Consider the following 16779-nt stretch of genomic DNA (forward strand, 5'->3'; position numbering starts at 1 on the left):
TCCAGATCCAGGTCACTGCCCACCGACACCACCGCGTCCAGCAACGCGTGCACCCGGTCACGGGTGGCCAGCACGGCGTTCAACCGGACCTGGAGCTCCTCCAGCAGCTCGTCGAGCCGCATGTGTGGCAGCAGCGGGTTGGACACACCTGGAAGTTTTCCACCGGGACGGCAAAACGCCCACCACGGATGGGTGGGCGTTTGTTGGACTATTTGAGGTACGGCCTGGCGACGAGCCTGCCGAGACCGAGTGTGTCCCCCGCCCTGACCACGGCGAGCAGGGCCAGCCCGACGGCGTAGACGATGTACTCGTGGGCGAACGGCCCGCCGGGCAGCGGCAGCGCGGCCGCCCACATGAGGGCCAGCGTGATCCCGCCCGCCGTGGCCACCGCCCGGGTGGCGACGCCGAGCACGAGACAGAGACCGAATCCGAGCAGCCCGAACATGAACAGCCCGTCCACCCACGGCTGCCCGGCCAGCGCCGGCAGACCGCCGTGCCGGATGGCCGAGGTCGGGCTGCCGCCGTACATCCATGCCTGGTGGACGGGCGTGACCAGGCCGAAGGCCCGGTCCACGTAGGCCCACAGGAACAGCGAGCCGGCGGCGATGCGGGCCACGCCCCAGACGTAGTCGAGCGGCCTGACCGGATCCTCTGCCGGCTCCTCCGCGGAATCGGCTTCGGTGAGAGAGTGGTGCATTGTTCCTTCCCAGTGCCGAGTGCCGACACCAGCACACCATCCGGATCCGTCCGCCGGGCAGGGCCGAAAGTCCTTTTCTGCTGCCTACGGAGGTCCCGGCGACGCGATGTCCGACGGCCGTGGCGGGCCGCCGGAGGCGTCCGTAGCGTCGGAGCGTACCGGACGACGAGGAGGAGCCCCACGATGACCAGCGATCTGGGCCGCAGGGTCCGTCACCACCGCGAACGCCTCGGCCTCACCACCGAAGAGGCGGCCGAGCGGGCGCGGCTGTCCCCCGGCTACCTGCGGCACCTGGAGGCGCAGGTGGCCACGCCCGGTATGGAGACGTTGCAGCGGCTGGCCGACGCCCTGGGCACCACGACCAGGGACCTGCTCGGCGACGTCCCTGACCGGCCGCAGGGCGGCGCTCCGGCGCTGGCGGCCCCCCGGCTGGAGCCGCTCGCGGCCGAGGAGTGCCTGCGGCTGATCGCGCCTGGCGGGGTGGGCCGCGTGGCGTTCGACGGGCTGCGCGGGCCGACGGTGCTGCCTGTCAACTACCGCCTCGACGAGGGGGCGATCGTCTTCCGCACCGCGCACGGCGGGCCGATGGACGAGGACCTGCGGACGGGTCTCGAAGGGGTCGAGCGGATGGTCGGCTTCGAGGTCGACAGGATCGACGACGCGATGCGGACGGGCTGGAGCGTGCTGGTCCAGGGTCCGGCGCGGCACGAGCCGACCGGGCCGGAGGTGATCCCGTGGGCGGGCGGCGACCGGACGCTCTACGTCAGGATCAGGCCCACCCGGATCACCGGCCGCCGCATCGTCGCCGCGTGACCTGCCCGGCACCGCACCGGCACCGCACCTGTGCGGGGCCTGCCCCGCACCTAAACCGCGTGGATCCGCCCCACGGGCACGCCGCCGCCCAGCACCGGGACCGTGGTGAAGGCGCCGGTGTCCGAGACGTCGCAGCCCATCCGGCGCAGCACCGCGAGCGCGATCGCCGTCGTGGCCCTGGGGCTGCCGTCGATGACCTTGACGGCGACGGCGTGGCCCGAGCCGAGCGCCGCGACCAGCACACCCTCGGCGCCGCCCTTCACCACCGCGCCGGGCAGGGCGCGCATGAGCTCGGTGTTCTGGTGTCCGGTGCCGCCGACGTACTCGGGGTGTTCCCGCATGGCGTCGGCGACCTGGCGGGGCGCGCTGCCCGGCGCGGCCAGCACCAGCGCCCGTACCGCCCCGGCCAGGCCGGCCAGAGACAGCCCGAACAGGGGCGCGCCGCATCCGTCGACGGCCACCGCGGCGGCCCTCTCCCCTGACAGCTCCTCCACGGCCGTCCTGACCCGGCGCTGGAGCGGGTGGTCCTGGTCGAGGTAGGAGGCCACGTCCCAGCCGTTGGCGACGCAGGCGGCCAGCATCGCGGCGTGCTTGCCCGAGCAGTTCATCCGCTCGCGCGTCCTGCCGTGGCCGTCACGGATCAGCCGGTGGCGGGTGGCCTCGTCCTCCGGCCAGTCCTCGGGGCAGCGCAGGTGGCCGAGGCCGAGGCCGTACTCCTCGAGGAGTTCGGCGACCAGCCGTACGTGGAAGTCCTCGCCGGTGTGGCTGCCGGCCGCGATCGCCAGGCGCGGGCCAGACAGGGCCGCGCCCGCGGCCAGGCAGGCCAGCGCCTGGAACGGCTTGGCCGACGAGCGGGGCAGGACAGGGGCGTCCACGCAGCCGAGGGCGACCTCGACCCGGCCGTCGGGGCCGAGGCCGACGGCGCTGCCGTAGTGGACGCTCTCGACGAACCCCGAGCGGACCACCTCGGCGAGGACGGCGGGCTCAGGCACGGGCTTTGCTCCTTCGCTCCAGGACCCTGGCCAGCTTGGACAGCGAGGCGTTGACCACGAGGTAGATCAGCGCCAGCACCACGTAGGTCTGGATGAGCAGGCCGTTGTAGGCGGCCAGGACCTTGCCCGAGTACAGCAGTTCGCCGTAGCTGACCACGAAACCGAGCGAGGTGTCCTTGAGCAGCCCGACGGACTGGCTGACGATCGACGGCAGCACCCGGCGGGCGGCCTGCGGCAGCACGATCATCCGCATGGTCTGCAGGCGGGTCAGCCCGACGGCCAGGCCCGCCTCGGTCTGCCCGCGCTCGACCGACAGGATGCCGGCGCGGAAGATCTCGGCGAAGGCGGCCGCGTTCGAGACGGTCAGCGGCACCACGAGCTTCCAGAACAGCGGCAGGTCGAGGCCGTACCTGGGCAGCGCGAACAGCACCACGTACACCAGCAGCAGCGCCGGGATGACCCGCACCACCTCGACATAGCCGGCCGACGGCCCGCGCACCCAGCGCCGCTCGGACAGCCGGCCGAGGGCCAGCAGCAGGCCCAGGGCCATGGACAGGGCCGCCGACACCACGGCGGCCAACGCTGTCGACCACAGGCCGTTGAGCAGGTAGCGCCACATGGGCCAGGTGGCGTACGGCTGCCAGCGCTCGTAGGCCAGTTGCCCGTTGGCGGCGAACTGGCGGATCGCGAGCGCGGCGAGCGCGAGCGCGGCCAGGACGCCCAGGACGGTGGCGATCCGGATCCTGCGCCTGGCGCGCGGCCCCGGCTCGTCGAACAGGACACTGCTCATCGGATCATCACCAGCCGTCGCTCGAGCCGTCCCGTCGTGAAGCCGATGACGGCGGCGATGAGCGCGTACATCAGGCCCGCACCGACGAAGATCGGGATGGGCTGGGCCTCCATCAGGTTCACCCTGTTGGCCGCGGCGGTCAGGTCGACCACGCTGATCGCGCCGGCAAGCGCGGTGTTCATGGTGAGCGCGATGAGGATGTTGCCGAGCGGCTGGACGACCGTGCGCAGCGCCTGGGGCAGGATGACATGCCACAGGGACTGCCGGAACGTCAGCCCGAGCGCCCTGGCCGCCTCACCCTGGCCCTGGCCGACCGCGTTGACGCCCGAACGCAGCGCCTCGGCCACGTAGGCGGCCTCGTAGACCGAGATCACCACGATCGCGGTCACCATCGGCCCCGCCTTGATCCCGATCTCGGGCAGGCCGAACCAGGCCAGCAGGAGCAGGACCAGCAGCGGCAGGTTCTGGAACGCCTCCACGTAGGCGGTGCCCATGGCGCGCAGCACGCCGACCGGGCTCACCCGCATCGCGGTGACCAGCACCCCGAGCACCGCCGCGCCGACGAAGGACGCGACGGTGAGCTGGAGCGTCACGACCAGGCCCTGCCAGAGTTCGGGCAGGTGGTCCAGGAGGACGGACATCAGGAACCCGGCACCGAGCCGATCTGCGGCGGGGCGGGCGCCTCGCCCTGGACGACGGTGCCGATGGAGTTCTTCCAGGCCTGCTGCCAGACGCCGGTGCTCTGCGTCTTCTTCAGCCAGTCGTTGACGAACGACTTGAACTGGTCGTCGCCGTGCTTGAGGCCGATGCCGTACGGATCCTGGGTGAAGGGGTTACCGACCACCTGGATGGAGGGGTCCTTCTGCGCGTTGGCGATCAGGAGCGTCTCGTCCTGCACGTAGGCGACGCCCCGGTCCTGCTTGAGCGCCTGCATGCACTCGGGGTCGCTGCCGAAGGTGATGATCTCCGCCTGCGGCGCCAGCTTCTTGATCGCGGGGATGGCCGGGGTGTTGGCGCCCGCGATGACCTTCTTGCCGTTGAGGTCCTCGGGCTTGGCGATGCCCGTGGCGCCCTTCTTGACGGCGATCGTCAGGCCGGAGGTGTAGTACGGCCCGGCGAAGGCGACCTGCTTGGCCCGCTCGGGGGTGATCGTGTACGTCTGGAAGACGACGTCGACGGTCCCGTTGCTGAGCAGCGCCTCACGCGTCTCCGAGGCCGAGTTGACGATCTTCACCTTCGGCTCGCCGATGATGTACTTCGCCAGGGCCTTGCCCATGTCGGCGTCGAAGCCCTCGACCTCGCCGCTGACCGGGTTCTGCTGTGACAGCAGCGGGGCGTCGAGCGAGCCGCCGACGAGGAGCTCGCCGCGCTTCTTGATCTTCTCCATCGTCGAGCCGGGCAGGATCGCGGCGGCGTCGGCGACGGGGGCCTTGGCGAGCAGGTCGTCGGCGGCGGGCTTCGCCTCTCCTGGTACGGCGGGGCTGCCGGTGGACTCCGTGCTTGAGCAGGCGGCGAGGCCGAGCAGCGACACGGCGACGACAGCGACCATCTTCTTCATGGGCACCATCCCTTGCGTTCAGTGAGTGAGTACCTTGGCCAGGAAGTCCCTGGCCCGGTCCGTCTGGGGGGCGTCGAAGAAGGCCGCGGGAGCGCCCTCCTCGACGATCTGGCCGTCGGCCATGAACACCACGCGGTCGGCCGCCCTGCGCGCGAAACCCATCTCGTGGGTGACGACGACCATGGTCATGCCGTCGGCGGCCAGGCCGGTCATGACGTCCAGCACCTCGCCGACCATCTCGGGGTCGAGGGCGGAGGTCGGCTCGTCGAAGAGCATGACCTTGGGTCGCATGGCCAGGGCGCGGGCGATGGCGGCGCGCTGCTGCTGCCCGCCGGACAGCTGTCCCGGCAGCTTGCCCGCCTGCGCGCCGATGCCGACGCGGTCGAGCAGGTCGCGAGCGGTCTTCTCGGCCTCGTCACGGCCGACGCCGCGCACCTTCATCGGGGCGAGCGTGATGTTCTCCAGCACGGTCTTGTGCTGGAAGAGGTTGAACGACTGGAAGACCATGCCGACGTCGGCGCGCAGCCTGGCCAGCTCGCGGCCCTCCAGCGGGGCGGGCGCGCCGTCGATGGCGATCTCGCCCTGCTGGGCCGTCTCCAGCCGGTTGAGGCAGCGGCACAGCGTGGACTTGCCCGAACCCGACGGGCCGATCACCACCACGACCTCGCCGCGCGCGACGTCGAGGTCGATGTCGCGCAGCACGTGGTGCCGGCCGAACCACTTGTTCAGCCCTCGTACCCGAATCATCCAGTCCTCCCACGGTCACGGAACCCTCTTTGCCAGGTATCCCGCGACACTTCCTTCGATATCGAAGATATGGCGGACCGTAATGGATGATTTCGCGCTAAGTCAACACATTGTCGTACGAAGGTAAAGCGTGGTATTCATCTGCTCATGTCTGGCAAAGAGCGGCTGCCCGTGACGGGGGCGCAGGGGGAACTGCTGCGGCTCGTCGCCACCGGCCAGGCCGAGTCACGCGCCGATCTGGCGCGGCTTTCCGGCCTGGCCGCCTCCAGCGTGTCGCTGCGGGTCGAGGAGCTGCTCGAGGCCGGGCTGCTGGTCGAGGAGGGCTCGGGCACCTCGCGCGGCGGGCGCAGGCCCCGCCGGCTGCGGCTGGCCCCCAGCGCGGGCCTGCTGGCGGTCGCCGACCTCGGCTCCCATCACGTACGGCTCGGCCTGCTCGATCTGAGCGGGACACCGCTTGCCGTACAGGAACGGGCCTGTGACATCGCGGCCGGCCCCGAAGCGGTGCTCGACTGGATGGCCGACGCCTTCGACGACCTGCTGCGCACGCGCGCCCCCTCCGGGATGCCGCTGCGCGGCGTCGGCACCGGGATCCCCGGGCCGGTCGACCCGGCCTCCGGGCGCGTCGTCGGCCCCTCCCGCATGCCGGGGTGGAACAACTACCCGGTGGCCGAGCACCTGGGCGCCCGCTACGACCTGCCGGTGCTCGTCGAGAACGACGCCAACCTCATGGCCGTCGGCGAGGCCCGCTCGTGGCCCGGCTCGGACAACCTCATGGTGCTCAAGACCGGCACCGGCATAGGGTGCGGCGTGATCGTCAACGGCCACCTGCACAGAGGCAGGGGCGCGGCGGGCGACATCAGCCACGTCAGGGTCCGCACCGACCCCTCGGTGATGTGCTCGTGCGGCCACCCCGACTGCCTGGAGGCCTACGCCAGCGGCGCCGCGCTGATGGCCGCGCTGGCCGAGGCGGGCATCGTGGTCGACCGGCCCGCCGACATCATCGGCCTGGTCAGCGACGCGGTGCCCGAGGCGACCAGCCTGGTGCGCGGCGCCGGACGGCTGATCGGCGAGGTCCTCACCGTGCTCGTCAACTTCTTCAACCCCGACGTGATCGCCGTCGGCGGCAGCCTGTCGGCGGCCGAGCCACTGATCGCGGCGATCAGGGCGGCGGTGTACGAGCGCTGCTTGCCGCTGGCCACCCGCGACCTGGAGATCGCGCCGGCACGGGCGGGCAAGGACGTCGCGCTGCTCGGCGCGGGCGCCCTCCTCCTCGACGCCGTCCTCTGACCCCCGGGCCGGACGCGGCCCGGCGGTACGGGGAAACGGTTCCTAGAGCCGTTCGACGCGCTCGCCCTCGGCTCGGCGACCGGCCAGAATGATGGGCGGGACAACCCTGATCGAGAGGCGTCGATGACTGGAGAGCGCGCGGAGGTGTGCGTCTCGGTCGCGGCCGTGCCGCCGCTGCCGAAGCCGCAGGACGAGGCGCTCGACGCACTCGAGGCCGACCAGGTCGTCCGCGGCCTGTTCGCGCCCGACCTCATCGACACGTACCTGTCGGCCAAGCGGGCGGAGTCGCGCGCGCTCGACGGTCTGGACGACGTGGAAAGCCGCCGGAGGATCGCTGATGTCTTCTGAGTCCCTCGATCAGTCGATCGAGGCCATCGCGCTGGTGGACCACCATGTCCACGGCGCCGCGGGCAACGACCTGTCCAGGGCGGAGTTCGAGGAGCTCATCACCGAGTCGGACCGGCCGGTACCCGGCTGGATGAGCCAGTTCGACACCCAGATCGGCTTCGCGATCCTGCGGCACTGCGCGCCCGTGCTGGGTCTCGACCCGCACGCCTCGCCCGAGGCGTACATGGCGCGGCGTGCCGAACTCGGCGCCGCGGAGGTGAACAGGCGGCTGCTGGCCGCGAGCGGGGTCGGCCACTTCCTGGTGGAGACCGGTTGTCGCGGCGACGAGATCCTCGGGGTCGCGGGCATGGCCGAGGTCACCGGACGGCCCGCCGAGGAGGTCGTCCGCTTGGAGGCGGTGGCCGAACAGGTGGTCGCCGAGGGCGTCAGCGCGGCCGGGTTCGCCGCGCGCTTCGCCGAACTGCTGTGGAAGCTCAGCCGTACGGCCCGCGGCCTCAAGACGATCGCCGCCTACCGGCACGGGCTCGACCTCGACCCGAGCCCGCCCGCCCCCGCCGAGGTCACAGTGGCGGCGGGGCGGTGGCTGCGGGCGGTCGAGGAGACCGCGACGGTCCGGGTCGACGATCCGGTGCTGCTACGCCACCTGATCTGGACCGGGATCGAGCGCGGGCTGCCACTGCAGTTCCACACCGGCTACGGCGATCCTGACGTCGACCTGCGCCGCTCCGACCCGCTGCTGCTGCGGGGGCTCATCGAGCGGGCCGAGCCCAGTGGTGTGCCGCTGCTCCTGCTGCACTGCTATCCGTTCCACCGCAACGCGGGCTACCTGGCCCAGGTCTACCCCAACGTCTACTTCGACGTGGGCCTTGGAGTGAACTACACCGGAGCGCGCAGCGTGGCCGTCGTGGCGGAGAGCCTGGAGCTGGCGCCGTTCGCCAAGATCCTCTTCTCCTCCGACGCCTGGGGCCCGGCCGAGCTGCACCACCTGGGCGCCCTGCTGTGGCGCCGGGCCATGTCCCGCGTCCTCGGCGGCTTCGTGGCCGACGGGGAGTGGTCGCCGGCCCAGGCGGTCCGGGTGGCCACCATGATCGGCAAGGACAACGCGCGTCGCGTCTACCGCCTGGGAGACGACGCGTGACGGATCAGACCGAGCGCTACCCCGGACAAGACACGCGAACACACCCCGACGAGAACGCGTGCAGTCGGAGGGCGCGCAGCGTGCCGCCCGATCGGGACCGCACGACCTCCCTCCAGCCCGCCCCCTTCGCTGACACCCATCAGCGGCTCGACCCAGGCCGGGTGGGTGGCGGCGGGGTCTGGTGGCCACGCCGGTCGGGGCGGTGCTCCGGCTCGCGGCGGAGCGTTGACGGGAGCGGCCGCATCGAAGGTCGGCGGCTTGCGATGATGCCAGGTTGACGCCATAGTGGCGTCATGGATCTCGCGCCATACGTCGACTATCTGCGCCAGGAGCTGGCCGCCGCCGCCGAGGTCGGTGGCGACGACGCCCGTGCGCTCGCCGAGCGGCTCACCGGGCCGCTGGAGTCAGCGACCAGGCTCGCCCTGCTGGAGGCGCTGTCAAAGGCGGCCGACGAGATCACGCGCGACCTCGCACCCGGGTCGGTCGACGTCCGCCTGCGCGGTCGCGACCCGGATTTCGTCGTCAGGGTCCCCGTCGACGAGTCCGCCGACCAGACCGTCGAGCCCGTGCCCGCCGTCGCGGCCAGGCCGCCGGCTCCCCCGCTGCCACCGGAGGGCGACGAGGGCGGTACGGCGCGCATCAACTTCCGGCTCCCCGAACACCTCAAGGTCAGGGTGGAGGAGGCGGCCGGCAGGGAGAGCCTGTCGGTGAACGCCTGGCTCGTCAGGGCGGTCGCCGCCACCCTCGAACCCGCCGAGGGCCGCGGCGGCGGGCGCTCCTCGGGCACGTCGTCGGGACGCCGCTACACCGGCTGGGTCCGCTGACACCCCAGCCTGACCATCCGCCGGCCTCCCCATCCACCGGCCCTCGTCCGCCGGCCTCCCCGTTCGTCGACCTGCCGGTCCGTCGACCTGCCGTTCGCCTGCCTGCTGACCGTCCTGCTGTCCACCCGACCGCCTCCACGTCCGCCGACTCCCCGTCCGCCCGACCGTCCGTCCTGCCGTCCTCCTGCCCACAGCGCCCCGCGCGCGTCATGGACGCCGCCCGCCGCCCCGCGAGTACCGCGTTCCATCCGGCCCGCATGCGGACCTGATCACGCCGCGGGGTCGGCCGGACCTAACCGACAGGGGTGAGCCAGTCGCGGTAGCGGTCGTCACGACCGTGCACGGCCGCGTCGTAGGCGTTTCTGAGCTTGGCGGTCACCGGGCCTTCCGGACCGCTCTCGCGGTGGTCGACGGAGGCGACCGGCACGATCCCGACGGCCGTGCCGCACAGGAACAGCTCGTCGGCCGTGTAGAGCTCGGCGCGCAGGATGTCGCGCCGCCGTACGGGCAGGCCGAGGTCGGCGGCGAGCCGCTCGACGGTGTCCTGGGTGATGCCCTCCAGGGCCCCGGCGGTGGCGGGCGGGGTGGCCAGCGCGCCGTCGCTGACGAGGAACAGGTTGGCGGCCGTGCACTCGCTCACGTGGCCGGCGGCGTTGAGCAGCACGGCCTCGTCGAAGCCCGCGTCCAGCGCCTCGGCCTTGGCCAGCACCGAGTTCAGGTAGGGGCCGGTCGCCTTGGCGACCGTGGGGACGACGGCGGGGTCGTTGCGGCGCCAGGAGCTGGTCATCAGCCGCACCCCGTCGCCCAGGTACGTGCCCCACTCCCAGGTGGCGATCGACACCGTGACCGGGCAGTTCCGCGCCGAGATGCCCATCTCGCCGTAACCGCGGTGGACGAGGTGGCGGATGTAGCAGGTCGAGTGGCCGTTGTCCCTGACCGTTCGCAGGGTGGCGGCGTGCAGCTCACCCGGGGTGTACGGCACGGCAAGGCCGATGATCTTCGCGCTCCGGTAGAGCCTGGCCAGATGGGCGTCGAGCCGGAAGACCGCCGGGCCCTGCGGGGTGTCGTGGACGTTGGTGCCCTCCAGCACGGCCGTGCCGTAGTGCAGGGCGTGGGACAGCACGTGGACGCGGGCCTCCGGCCACGGAACCAGCGCGCCGTCCATCCAGATCGTCCCGGTCTCGGGCAGCTTCATCATGTCCCCTCAAGTGGCTCAATCAAGTGGCCACTTCTGAGCCACTTTTCCAATGAGTGGCGAATCTAGCGGCGGTCGACCAGGCCACACAAGAGCGGGCACAATAGCCCGGTGGGAACCGAGGATCTGAACAGGTTCGCCGTGCTCGTCCGCGACCGGCTGCGGCTGCGCGAGGGCAGGCAGCCGCCCAGTCGCAGGCTCGCCGGGGCGCTGAGCGATCTCGCCGAGATCGGCGCGCTGGCCCCCGGCGGCAGGCTGCCGTCCGAACGCGACCTCGCCCTGATCGTCGGGCTCAGCCGCGGCACGGTCGCCGCCGCACTCAACGCCCTGTGCGAGGAGGGGCTGTTCGAGCGCCGCCACGGCAGCGGCACCTACCTGCGCGAGACCGTCGCCACGGGCACGCCGTCCTTCTCGGGGCTGCTGCGCGCGGGCGCCGTCCTCGCCGACCTGTCGACCTCGGTCGTGCCCGACCCCTCACACCTCGTCGTGCCCCCGTTCGACGCCGCGGAACTCCTGCGCACACCCACCGGCCACGGGTACGACGCCAAGGGTGACCCCCGCCTGCGCGCGCTGCTGGGCGGGGACGTCCTGATCACCGGTGGCGCCCAGCAGGGCATCGATCTGGCGGCCAGGGTCCTGCTGCGCCCGGGGGACAAGGTGCTCGTCGAGGATCCGACGTACGGCGGCGCGCTCGCGGCCTTCCAGCGGGCCGGAGCGCTGGCCGTACCCGTCGAGCTGGCCGACCCGCGAGCGGCCCGCGCGGCGATCGGCCTGCACCGGCCCGCGCTGATCTACGCCGTCAGCGTCAACAACCCGACGGGCGCGGTCCCCGACCTGCGGCACGTGGCCGACCTGGCCCGCGCCGAGGACATCCTGATCGTCGAGGACCGGACCCTCGCGGAGCTGGTGTTCGAAGGCGCCTGCCCGGCGCCGCTCGCGGACGGTCACCCGCACGGCACGGTCACCGTGGGCTCGCTGTCCAAGGTGCTGTGGGGCGGACTGCGGGTGGGCTGGCTGCGCGCCGCCGAGCCGCTGCTGGCCCGGCTGGCCGAGGCCAAGCAGGACGCCGACCTCGCCACCAGCGCCGTCTCCCAGCGGATGGCGGCCGAACTCCTGGAAGGCAACCCCGCCGGCTCCTGGCGCGCCGAGCTGGCCGCCCGCCGCGACCACCTGTCCGCCGCGCTCGCCGCCGCACTACCGGCGTGGACCTGGGAACCGCCGGGCGGCGGCCTGTCACTGTGGGTCCGCCTGCCCGGCACCGACACCGACCGCTTCTCGGCGCTCACCCGCCGGTACGGCGTCGCCGTCGCCCCCGGCTCGCTCTTCTCCGCCGACGGCCGCCACCGCGACCGCCTGCGCCTGAGCTTCGCCCTGCGGCCCGAGCTGCTCGACCAGGCCGTCGCCGGCCTCGCCGAAGCCTGGCGCGCCCGCGACCAACGGACCGGCACGCCCGCGCAGAACGGCTGATCCCCGTCTCGATCGGCTCGGGCCCTCGCCCTACGCCCACGAGCACGGTCGAGGTCGCGGCGGGCGCTCGCCGGTCGTCAGGGTCGCCCCGGACCGCGGTCATCAGGTCCGCGCCGGACCGGAGGAATCAGGTTTCGCGCCGGACCGGAGGAGTCAGGTCCGGGCCGGACCGCGGTCGAGCTCGTCGCGAAGGCGGCCGACGGCCTCCCTGCCGTCGGCACGGCGCCAGGCCAGGGCGACGCGGTGGCGGGGGGCGTCCCGCAGCGGGCGCCAGGCCAGCTCGGGATGGCCGGCCTTGGCGGCGGGCACCAGCGTGACCAGGTCCGGCTCGGCGGTGAGCAGCAGGACGACGGCGCTGAGCCGCCGGCTGTCGCACACCTGGATCTCGGGCCGCCATCCGGTTGCTGCGCAGGCGTCGAGCACGTGGTCGTGGTAGCCGGGGGCCTCCTCCCGGTCGAACCAGAGCAGGCGGGTGCCGGTGAGATCGTCCGCGGTGAGCCGGTCCGGCAGCCGGTGCCGCTTGCCGGCGATCACGCCGAGGGGTTCGTCGACCAGGCGCAGCAGCCTCAGGTCCGTGTCGTCGGTCGCGGGCTCGAGCACGAGGCCGAGGTCGAGTTCACCCCTGCGCAGCAGGTCCGGCTGTTCGGCGGAGGCGGCGTCGCGGAAGGCGATGTCCACCCCCACGGCTGCGGCGGCCAGCCGTACCCGGCCGAGCAGGTCGGGACCGATCCCCGTGGACAGCCCGAGCCTGAGCGCGGGCGCGGAGCCGGCGGCCAGGTCCCTGATGTCGCGCAGGGTGCGGTCGGAGCGGGCGAGCAGGTCGCGGGCCGCCTCCAGCGCCGCCGCCCCCGCGGGGGTCAACCGCACCCCGCGCGGCGTGCGCTCCAGGAGGGTGGCGCCGACCGCCCGTTCCAGAGCCTTGATCTGCTGGCTCAGCGACGGCTGGGCGATGTGCAGCCGGCGGGCCGCCCGGCCGAAGTGCAGTTCTTCGGCCACTGCCTGGAAATACCGCAGCCGCCGCAGATCCCATCCCATTCCGGCCATGATAGGCCGCGCCTGTCGGGCAGGTGGAAACCGGTCTTGGACAGTCCCGTCGGGGACGCTGTGCACTGAACGGCATGTCCATTGTGTTCTGGGTGTTTCAGGGGTTGCTGGCGGTGTTGTTCCTCCTCGCCGGTGGCCTCAAGATCTTCGCGCCGCTCGAGGCCATCAGCGGGATCATGCCGTGGGTCGAGGACTTCTCCCGGCCCCAGGTGGCGGGCATCGGGATCCTGGAGGTGTGCGGCGCGGCGGGCCTCGTCCTTCCCGGCGTGACGCGGATCGCGCCCGTGCTGACGCCGGTCGCGGCGATCGGTCTGGTGATCCTCATGGCCGGCGCCACGATCACGCACCTGGGTCGCGGGGAGGCGCACCTGGTCGGCGGGAATATCGCCGTCATGGTCGTCGCTGCGATCGTCGCATGGGGGCGTCTCACCTCGTGGCCGCTCTGAGCCCGCCCGCCGGGGCCCCGATGTCACCTCAGCCGGGCGCCGGCGGGCTGCAGGAAACCGGCGGCCGCCACCGCGCAGACGGCCGCGGCCAGCAGGAGCGGCAGGGCCGGGCCGGTGGTCACCAGCGCGCCCATGGCCGCCACCCCGAGCGTCGCGCCGACCTGCCTGACGCTGTTGAGCAGCCCGCCGGCCGCGCCTGCCGTACCCTCAGGAGCGGCCGCGACGACGGCCGCGGCCAGCGCGGGCAGCACGAAGGAGACGCCGAGGCCGGCCAGCAGCAGCCCGGCGGGCAGCCATCCGGCGGCCAGCGCGAGGCTGCCGGCCACCAGCAGCGCCAGCCCGGCCAGGATGGGCGGGCGGGGGCCGAAGCGGGCCACCAGCCGGCCGGTCAGCGGCGGGTTGAGCACGAAGGGCAGGGTCATCGGCAGGAACGCCAAGCCGGTGGCGGTCGCGCCGAGGTGCTGGTCCCGCAGCAGGAGCGGCAGCACGAACAGGATGCCGTTGAGCGTGAAGGTGACCGCGGCGCCGGCCGCCAGCCCGGCGCGCACGCCGCGGCCGGCCAGCAGCCCGCGGTGGAGCACCGGCGCCGGGCTGTGACGTTCGAACGCCGCGAAGAGACCGGCCGCCGCCAGGGTGACCGCTCCTGAGGCGGCCGCGTGCGCCCAGGCGCGGGAGCCGGCGGCCACCACGGTGTTGGTGAGCAGCGCCAGCACCGCCACGGCGGTCAGCTGCGCACGCCAGTCGATCCGCCGCTCCCCCGCCGGGCAGGTGATCGCCGCGCCCCTGACCAGGGACAGCACGAGGAGGGTGATGGGCACGTTGACGAGGAAGATCGCCCGCCAGCCGGCCAGGTCCACCAGCGCTCCCCCGGCGATCGGGCCGGCGGCCACCGCCGCGCCGCTGACGGCCGCCCAGGTGGCCAAGGCGCGTGCGCGGCGCGGCGGGTCAGGGTAGAGCCGCGCGATGATCGCCATCGAGCTCGGCAGGCAGGCCGCCGCCGCTGCCCCGAGCACGGCGCGCAGGCCGACCAGGGCCGGCAGCGTCGGCGCCAGCGCCGACAGGAGCGAGAGCGCGCCGAACGCGCTCACCCCGGCGCGGAAGACGCGGTGCGCGCCGTACCGGTCGGAGACGGCGCCGGCCGACAGCAGCGACGCCCCGAACACCACGGTGTAGGCGGTGGTCGCCCACTGCAGGCCGGCCACGGAGGTCTCCAGCGAGGCGGCCAGGTCCGGCTCGGCGACCGCCAGCACCGTCATGTCCAGCAGCACCATGAAGTAGCCGAGCGAGACGCCCACGAGATATCTGATCATGGCGCCCACCCTCGCCCGGCACCGACCGCCGCCTCCACCGGCTGACCCGAAGGCAGCGTTCGGAATTTCCGAACGCCCGGCGCGGGTTGGCAGCGGCATGGAACTGCGCCAGCTGCGCACCTTCGAGACCCTGCTACGGCACGGCACCGTCACCGACGCCGCCGTCGCCCTGGACCTGGCGCCCTCCAGCGTCTCCGAGCAGATCCGCGCGCTGGAGCGCTCGCTCGGGGTGTCACTGTTCGAGCGCACGCCGCGCGGCATGCGCCCCACCGCGGCCGCCGAGCGGCTGACCGGCTGGGCGCGCCGCCTGCTGGAGCTGGCCGAGCAGGCCCGGCTGGAGGTGACCGGGCAGCCGTACCGGCTGCGCCTCGGGGCGCTGGAGACCATCGCCGCCACCCACGCGCCGCGCGTGCTGGCCCACCTGGCCGAACACCATCCCGGCTTGGAGGTGCGGGTGCGTCCCAGCTCCAGCAGGGACGAGCTGATGGCCGAGGTCGCGGCCGGGCGGCTGGAGGCGGCGCTGCTGCTGGACGCGGGCCAGGCGCTGGGCGGGCTGGGGTTCGCGCCACCTGAGCCGCTGACCTTCCTCGACGTCGACGAGGTCCCGCTGGTGCTGGTGGCGGCACCGGGACACCCCCTGGCCGGGCGCGGCCTGGTCGGCCCTGGTGACCTGGCGGGCGAGCGGCTGCTGGTCAACGTGCCGGGCTGCTCCTTCCGCCTGGCCGCCGACAGCGTGCTCGGGCCGGCGCCCGAACGGGTCGCCGCGGGCGGGGTGGCGGTGATGCGCGCCTGGGCCGAGCAGGGTCTGGGCATCGCGTTGTTGCCGGAGTTCGCGGTGGCCCCGGCGCTGGAGTCGGGTGCACTGGTACGGCTGGCGCTACCGGCTCCGCGGCTGAGCCTGCGCCTGGTGTGGCGGGAGGACCGCGAGGAACTGCCGGGGTTGCGGCAGCTGCTGTACGCCGCCGCCGGCCGGCCACACCACTCGTAGCCGCACGGTTCGGCGGCTCCGCCCGCACGCCGCAACACCGATAATTGCCAGATGTGACAGATCTGGACGGCCTCGTGAGGGAGTCAGCTGAGCGGCTGGCCGCGAAACACGTCGGCGTGGTGGTCGCCGCGCTGACCCCCGGCTCGGTGGAGATCCGGGGTGCCGGTCGCGCCGGCGGTGACAACGACGGCCCGCCCGGCGCCGAGACGGTGTTCGAGGTCGGCTCGGTGACCAAGGTGTTCACGGCTCTAACCCTGGCGCGGCTGGGTGTCGCCGGCACGGTCGACCTCGACGAGCCCGTGGCCGCGCTGCTGCCCGAGGGGGCACGCGTGCCGTCACGGGATGGCCAGGAGATCACCCTTCGCCATCTGGCGGCCCACACCTCAGGGCTGCCCCGACTGCCCAAGGGCATGATGCTGGAGGCGCTGCTCCGCCCGTGGAAGCCGGATCCGTACGCCGGATGCACGATCGATCTCCTGCTCCGGGGGCTGGCTCGGACCCGGTTGGGCGCCACGCCCGGACGCCGGTTCCGTTACTCCAACCTCGGCGCCGGCCTGCTGGGAGCGGCGCTCGCCCACCGGGCGGGCACCGACTACGAGACGCTGATCTCCCGGGAGATCAGCTCCCCGCTGGACCTGACCGGCACCGGCATCACCGTCGAAGGTGCCGTCGGCAGCGGCCGGTCGGCGCGCCTGGCGCAGGGCCACACCCGGCGGGGCAGGCCCGCCGCGGCCTGGCACCTGGCGGACATGGCCGGTGCCGGAGGGCTGCGATCCACGCCGGCCGACCTGGTCGCCTTCCTCCGCGCCCACGTGGACGACGGCGCCGGCGCGCTGGCCGAGGCGATCCGGCTCAGCCGCCGGACCGAGCATCGGATCAGCCCCTTCTCCTGGGTTCACCTGGGCTGGATGGGGCAACGGCTGCATGCTCGGCAGGGCGCCCACCTGCAGCTCTGGCACAGCGGGATGACCGGCGGGTTCTCCTCGTTCGTGGGCTTCGACCCCGAGAAGGGGGTGGGCGTCGCCGTCCTCAGCAACACGCGACGTTCCGTGGACCGTCCTGCCTTCGAGCTGCTCCGCACCTTGCAGACGGCGCGTTCCTGAGCTGTTGAGCCGGTCGGGCAGCCGCGGCGGGG

18 protein-coding genes are annotated in these 16779 nt (G+C 73.2%); 9 read left to right on the forward strand and 9 right to left on the reverse strand.

Annotation, left to right across the window (positions count from 1 at the left end):
* Positions 1 to 208: 208 nt before the first annotated feature.
* Positions 209 to 697 (reverse strand): hypothetical protein, encoded by a 489-nt coding sequence (locus tag ABZX22_RS31560; protein ID WP_354915951.1) that lies wholly within the window; start codon positions 695 to 697, stop codon positions 209 to 211.
* Between the two features lie 183 nt (positions 698 to 880).
* On the opposite strand from ABZX22_RS31560, the gene ABZX22_RS31565 reads away from it, so the two are divergent.
* The gene (locus ABZX22_RS31565; protein ID WP_354915954.1) at positions 881 to 1510 is read left to right on the forward strand and encodes a pyridoxamine 5'-phosphate oxidase family protein; all 630 of its coding nucleotides are present in this window, start codon (positions 881 to 883) and stop codon (positions 1508 to 1510) included.
* Between the two features lie 50 nt (positions 1511 to 1560).
* Here ABZX22_RS31565 and ABZX22_RS31570 read toward each other — a convergent pair whose 3' ends face one another.
* The 5 genes from ABZX22_RS31570 to ABZX22_RS31590 are packed head-to-tail and all read right to left on the reverse strand — an operon-like array spanning position 1561 to position 5597.
* The gene (locus tag ABZX22_RS31570) at positions 1561 to 2502 is read right to left on the reverse strand and encodes an asparaginase (protein ID WP_354915957.1); all 942 of its coding nucleotides are present in this window, start codon (positions 2500 to 2502) and stop codon (positions 1561 to 1563) included.
* The gene (locus tag ABZX22_RS31575; protein ID WP_354915960.1) at positions 2495 to 3292 is read right to left on the reverse strand and encodes an amino acid ABC transporter permease; all 798 of its coding nucleotides are present in this window, start codon (positions 3290 to 3292) and stop codon (positions 2495 to 2497) included. The genes ABZX22_RS31570 and ABZX22_RS31575 overlap by 8 nt, the downstream gene beginning before the upstream one ends.
* On the reverse strand, positions 3289 to 3933 hold the full coding sequence (locus tag ABZX22_RS31580) for an amino acid ABC transporter permease (RefSeq protein WP_354915963.1): 645 nt from the start codon (positions 3931 to 3933) through the stop codon (positions 3289 to 3291). The genes ABZX22_RS31575 and ABZX22_RS31580 overlap by 4 nt, the downstream gene beginning before the upstream one ends.
* The gene (locus ABZX22_RS31585) at positions 3933 to 4850 is read right to left on the reverse strand and encodes a glutamate ABC transporter substrate-binding protein (RefSeq protein ID WP_354915966.1); all 918 of its coding nucleotides are present in this window, start codon (positions 4848 to 4850) and stop codon (positions 3933 to 3935) included. Before ABZX22_RS31585 ends, ABZX22_RS31580 begins: the two co-directional genes overlap by 1 nt.
* A gap of 18 nt (positions 4851 to 4868) precedes the next feature.
* On the reverse strand, positions 4869 to 5597 hold the full coding sequence (locus tag ABZX22_RS31590; protein ID WP_354915969.1) for an amino acid ABC transporter ATP-binding protein: 729 nt from the start codon (positions 5595 to 5597) through the stop codon (positions 4869 to 4871).
* A 147-nt stretch (positions 5598 to 5744) separates the two neighbouring features.
* Between ABZX22_RS31590 and ABZX22_RS31595 the strand changes: the two genes are divergently transcribed.
* From ABZX22_RS31595 to ABZX22_RS31610, 4 genes are all read left to right on the forward strand, one after another.
* Positions 5745 to 6884: an ROK family transcriptional regulator gene (locus ABZX22_RS31595; RefSeq protein WP_354915971.1), complete on the forward strand. Its 1140-nt coding sequence runs from the start codon at positions 5745 to 5747 to the stop codon at positions 6882 to 6884.
* Between the two features lie 123 nt (positions 6885 to 7007).
* Positions 7008 to 7232, forward strand: a complete 225-nt coding sequence (locus tag ABZX22_RS31600) for a hypothetical protein (protein WP_354915974.1) — start codon at positions 7008 to 7010, stop codon at positions 7230 to 7232.
* Positions 7222 to 8370 (forward strand): amidohydrolase family protein, encoded by a 1149-nt coding sequence (locus ABZX22_RS31605; RefSeq protein WP_354915977.1) that lies wholly within the window; start codon positions 7222 to 7224, stop codon positions 8368 to 8370. The genes ABZX22_RS31600 and ABZX22_RS31605 overlap by 11 nt, the downstream gene beginning before the upstream one ends.
* A 293-nt stretch (positions 8371 to 8663) precedes the next feature.
* Positions 8664 to 9194: a hypothetical protein gene (locus tag ABZX22_RS31610; protein WP_354915979.1), complete on the forward strand. Its 531-nt coding sequence runs from the start codon at positions 8664 to 8666 to the stop codon at positions 9192 to 9194.
* Between the two features lie 292 nt (positions 9195 to 9486).
* Here ABZX22_RS31610 and ABZX22_RS31615 read toward each other — a convergent pair whose 3' ends face one another.
* Positions 9487 to 10392: a branched-chain amino acid transaminase gene (locus tag ABZX22_RS31615; protein WP_354915982.1), complete on the reverse strand. Its 906-nt coding sequence runs from the start codon at positions 10390 to 10392 to the stop codon at positions 9487 to 9489.
* 108 nt (positions 10393 to 10500) lie between these two features.
* Between ABZX22_RS31615 and ABZX22_RS31620 the strand changes: the two genes are divergently transcribed.
* Positions 10501 to 11856, forward strand: coding sequence for a PLP-dependent aminotransferase family protein (locus ABZX22_RS31620; protein ID WP_354915985.1), 1356 nt, complete (start codon positions 10501 to 10503; stop codon positions 11854 to 11856).
* 153 nt (positions 11857 to 12009) lie between these two features.
* On the opposite strand, the gene ABZX22_RS31625 is transcribed toward ABZX22_RS31620, so the two are convergent.
* Positions 12010 to 12891 (reverse strand): LysR family transcriptional regulator, encoded by an 882-nt coding sequence (locus ABZX22_RS31625; protein WP_354915988.1) that lies wholly within the window; start codon positions 12889 to 12891, stop codon positions 12010 to 12012.
* Positions 12892 to 12974: 83 nt separating this feature from the next.
* On the opposite strand from ABZX22_RS31625, the gene ABZX22_RS31630 reads away from it, so the two are divergent.
* Complete coding sequence (locus ABZX22_RS31630) at positions 12975 to 13346, forward strand: DoxX family protein (protein ID WP_354915991.1); 372 nt, start codon at positions 12975 to 12977, stop codon at positions 13344 to 13346.
* A 23-nt stretch (positions 13347 to 13369) separates the two neighbouring features.
* Here the strand turns inward: ABZX22_RS31630 and ABZX22_RS31635 are convergent, their stop codons facing one another.
* The gene (locus tag ABZX22_RS31635; RefSeq protein ID WP_354915994.1) at positions 13370 to 14656 is read right to left on the reverse strand and encodes an MFS transporter; all 1287 of its coding nucleotides are present in this window, start codon (positions 14654 to 14656) and stop codon (positions 13370 to 13372) included.
* Positions 14657 to 14753: 97 nt separating this feature from the next.
* Between ABZX22_RS31635 and ABZX22_RS31640 the strand changes: the two genes are divergently transcribed.
* A complete protein-coding gene (locus ABZX22_RS31640; protein WP_354915997.1) occupies positions 14754 to 15644 on the forward strand; it encodes a LysR family transcriptional regulator in 891 nt (296 codons plus the stop codon).
* A gap of 53 nt (positions 15645 to 15697) precedes the next feature.
* A complete protein-coding gene (locus ABZX22_RS31645; protein ID WP_354916000.1) occupies positions 15698 to 16747 on the forward strand; it encodes a serine hydrolase domain-containing protein in 1050 nt (349 codons plus the stop codon).
* Positions 16748 to 16779: the final 32 nt, after the last annotated feature.

Source organism: Nonomuraea sp. NPDC003804 (genome assembly GCF_040610675.1).
Taxonomy (GTDB): Bacteria; Actinomycetota; Actinomycetes; order Streptosporangiales; family Streptosporangiaceae; genus Nonomuraea.

Coding starts and splice junctions, on each gene's coding strand:
- ABZX22_RS31600 (WP_354915974.1), top strand. CDS start 7,008: ATGACTGGAGAGCGCGCGGAGGTGTGCGTCTCGGTCGCGGCCGTGCCG.
- ABZX22_RS31585 (WP_354915966.1), bottom strand. CDS start 4,850: ATGAAGAAGATGGTCGCTGTCGTCGCCGTGTCGCTGCTCGGCCTCGCC.
- ABZX22_RS31580 (WP_354915963.1), bottom strand. CDS start 3,933: ATGTCCGTCCTCCTGGACCACCTGCCCGAACTCTGGCAGGGCCTGGTC.
- ABZX22_RS31635 (WP_354915994.1), bottom strand. CDS start 14,656: ATGATCAGATATCTCGTGGGCGTCTCGCTCGGCTACTTCATGGTGCTG.
- ABZX22_RS31630 (WP_354915991.1), top strand. CDS start 12,975: ATGTCCATTGTGTTCTGGGTGTTTCAGGGGTTGCTGGCGGTGTTGTTC.
- ABZX22_RS31640 (WP_354915997.1), top strand. CDS start 14,754: ATGGAACTGCGCCAGCTGCGCACCTTCGAGACCCTGCTACGGCACGGC.
- ABZX22_RS31560 (WP_354915951.1), bottom strand. CDS start 697: ATGCACCACTCTCTCACCGAAGCCGATTCCGCGGAGGAGCCGGCAGAG.
- ABZX22_RS31595 (WP_354915971.1), top strand. CDS start 5,745: ATGTCTGGCAAAGAGCGGCTGCCCGTGACGGGGGCGCAGGGGGAACTG.
- ABZX22_RS31575 (WP_354915960.1), bottom strand. CDS start 3,292: ATGAGCAGTGTCCTGTTCGACGAGCCGGGGCCGCGCGCCAGGCGCAGG.
- ABZX22_RS31590 (WP_354915969.1), bottom strand. CDS start 5,597: ATGATTCGGGTACGAGGGCTGAACAAGTGGTTCGGCCGGCACCACGTG.
- ABZX22_RS31625 (WP_354915988.1), bottom strand. CDS start 12,891: ATGGGATGGGATCTGCGGCGGCTGCGGTATTTCCAGGCAGTGGCCGAA.
- ABZX22_RS31605 (WP_354915977.1), top strand. CDS start 7,222: ATGTCTTCTGAGTCCCTCGATCAGTCGATCGAGGCCATCGCGCTGGTG.
- ABZX22_RS31610 (WP_354915979.1), top strand. CDS start 8,664: ATGGATCTCGCGCCATACGTCGACTATCTGCGCCAGGAGCTGGCCGCC.
- ABZX22_RS31615 (WP_354915982.1), bottom strand. CDS start 10,392: ATGATGAAGCTGCCCGAGACCGGGACGATCTGGATGGACGGCGCGCTG.
- ABZX22_RS31565 (WP_354915954.1), top strand. CDS start 881: ATGACCAGCGATCTGGGCCGCAGGGTCCGTCACCACCGCGAACGCCTC.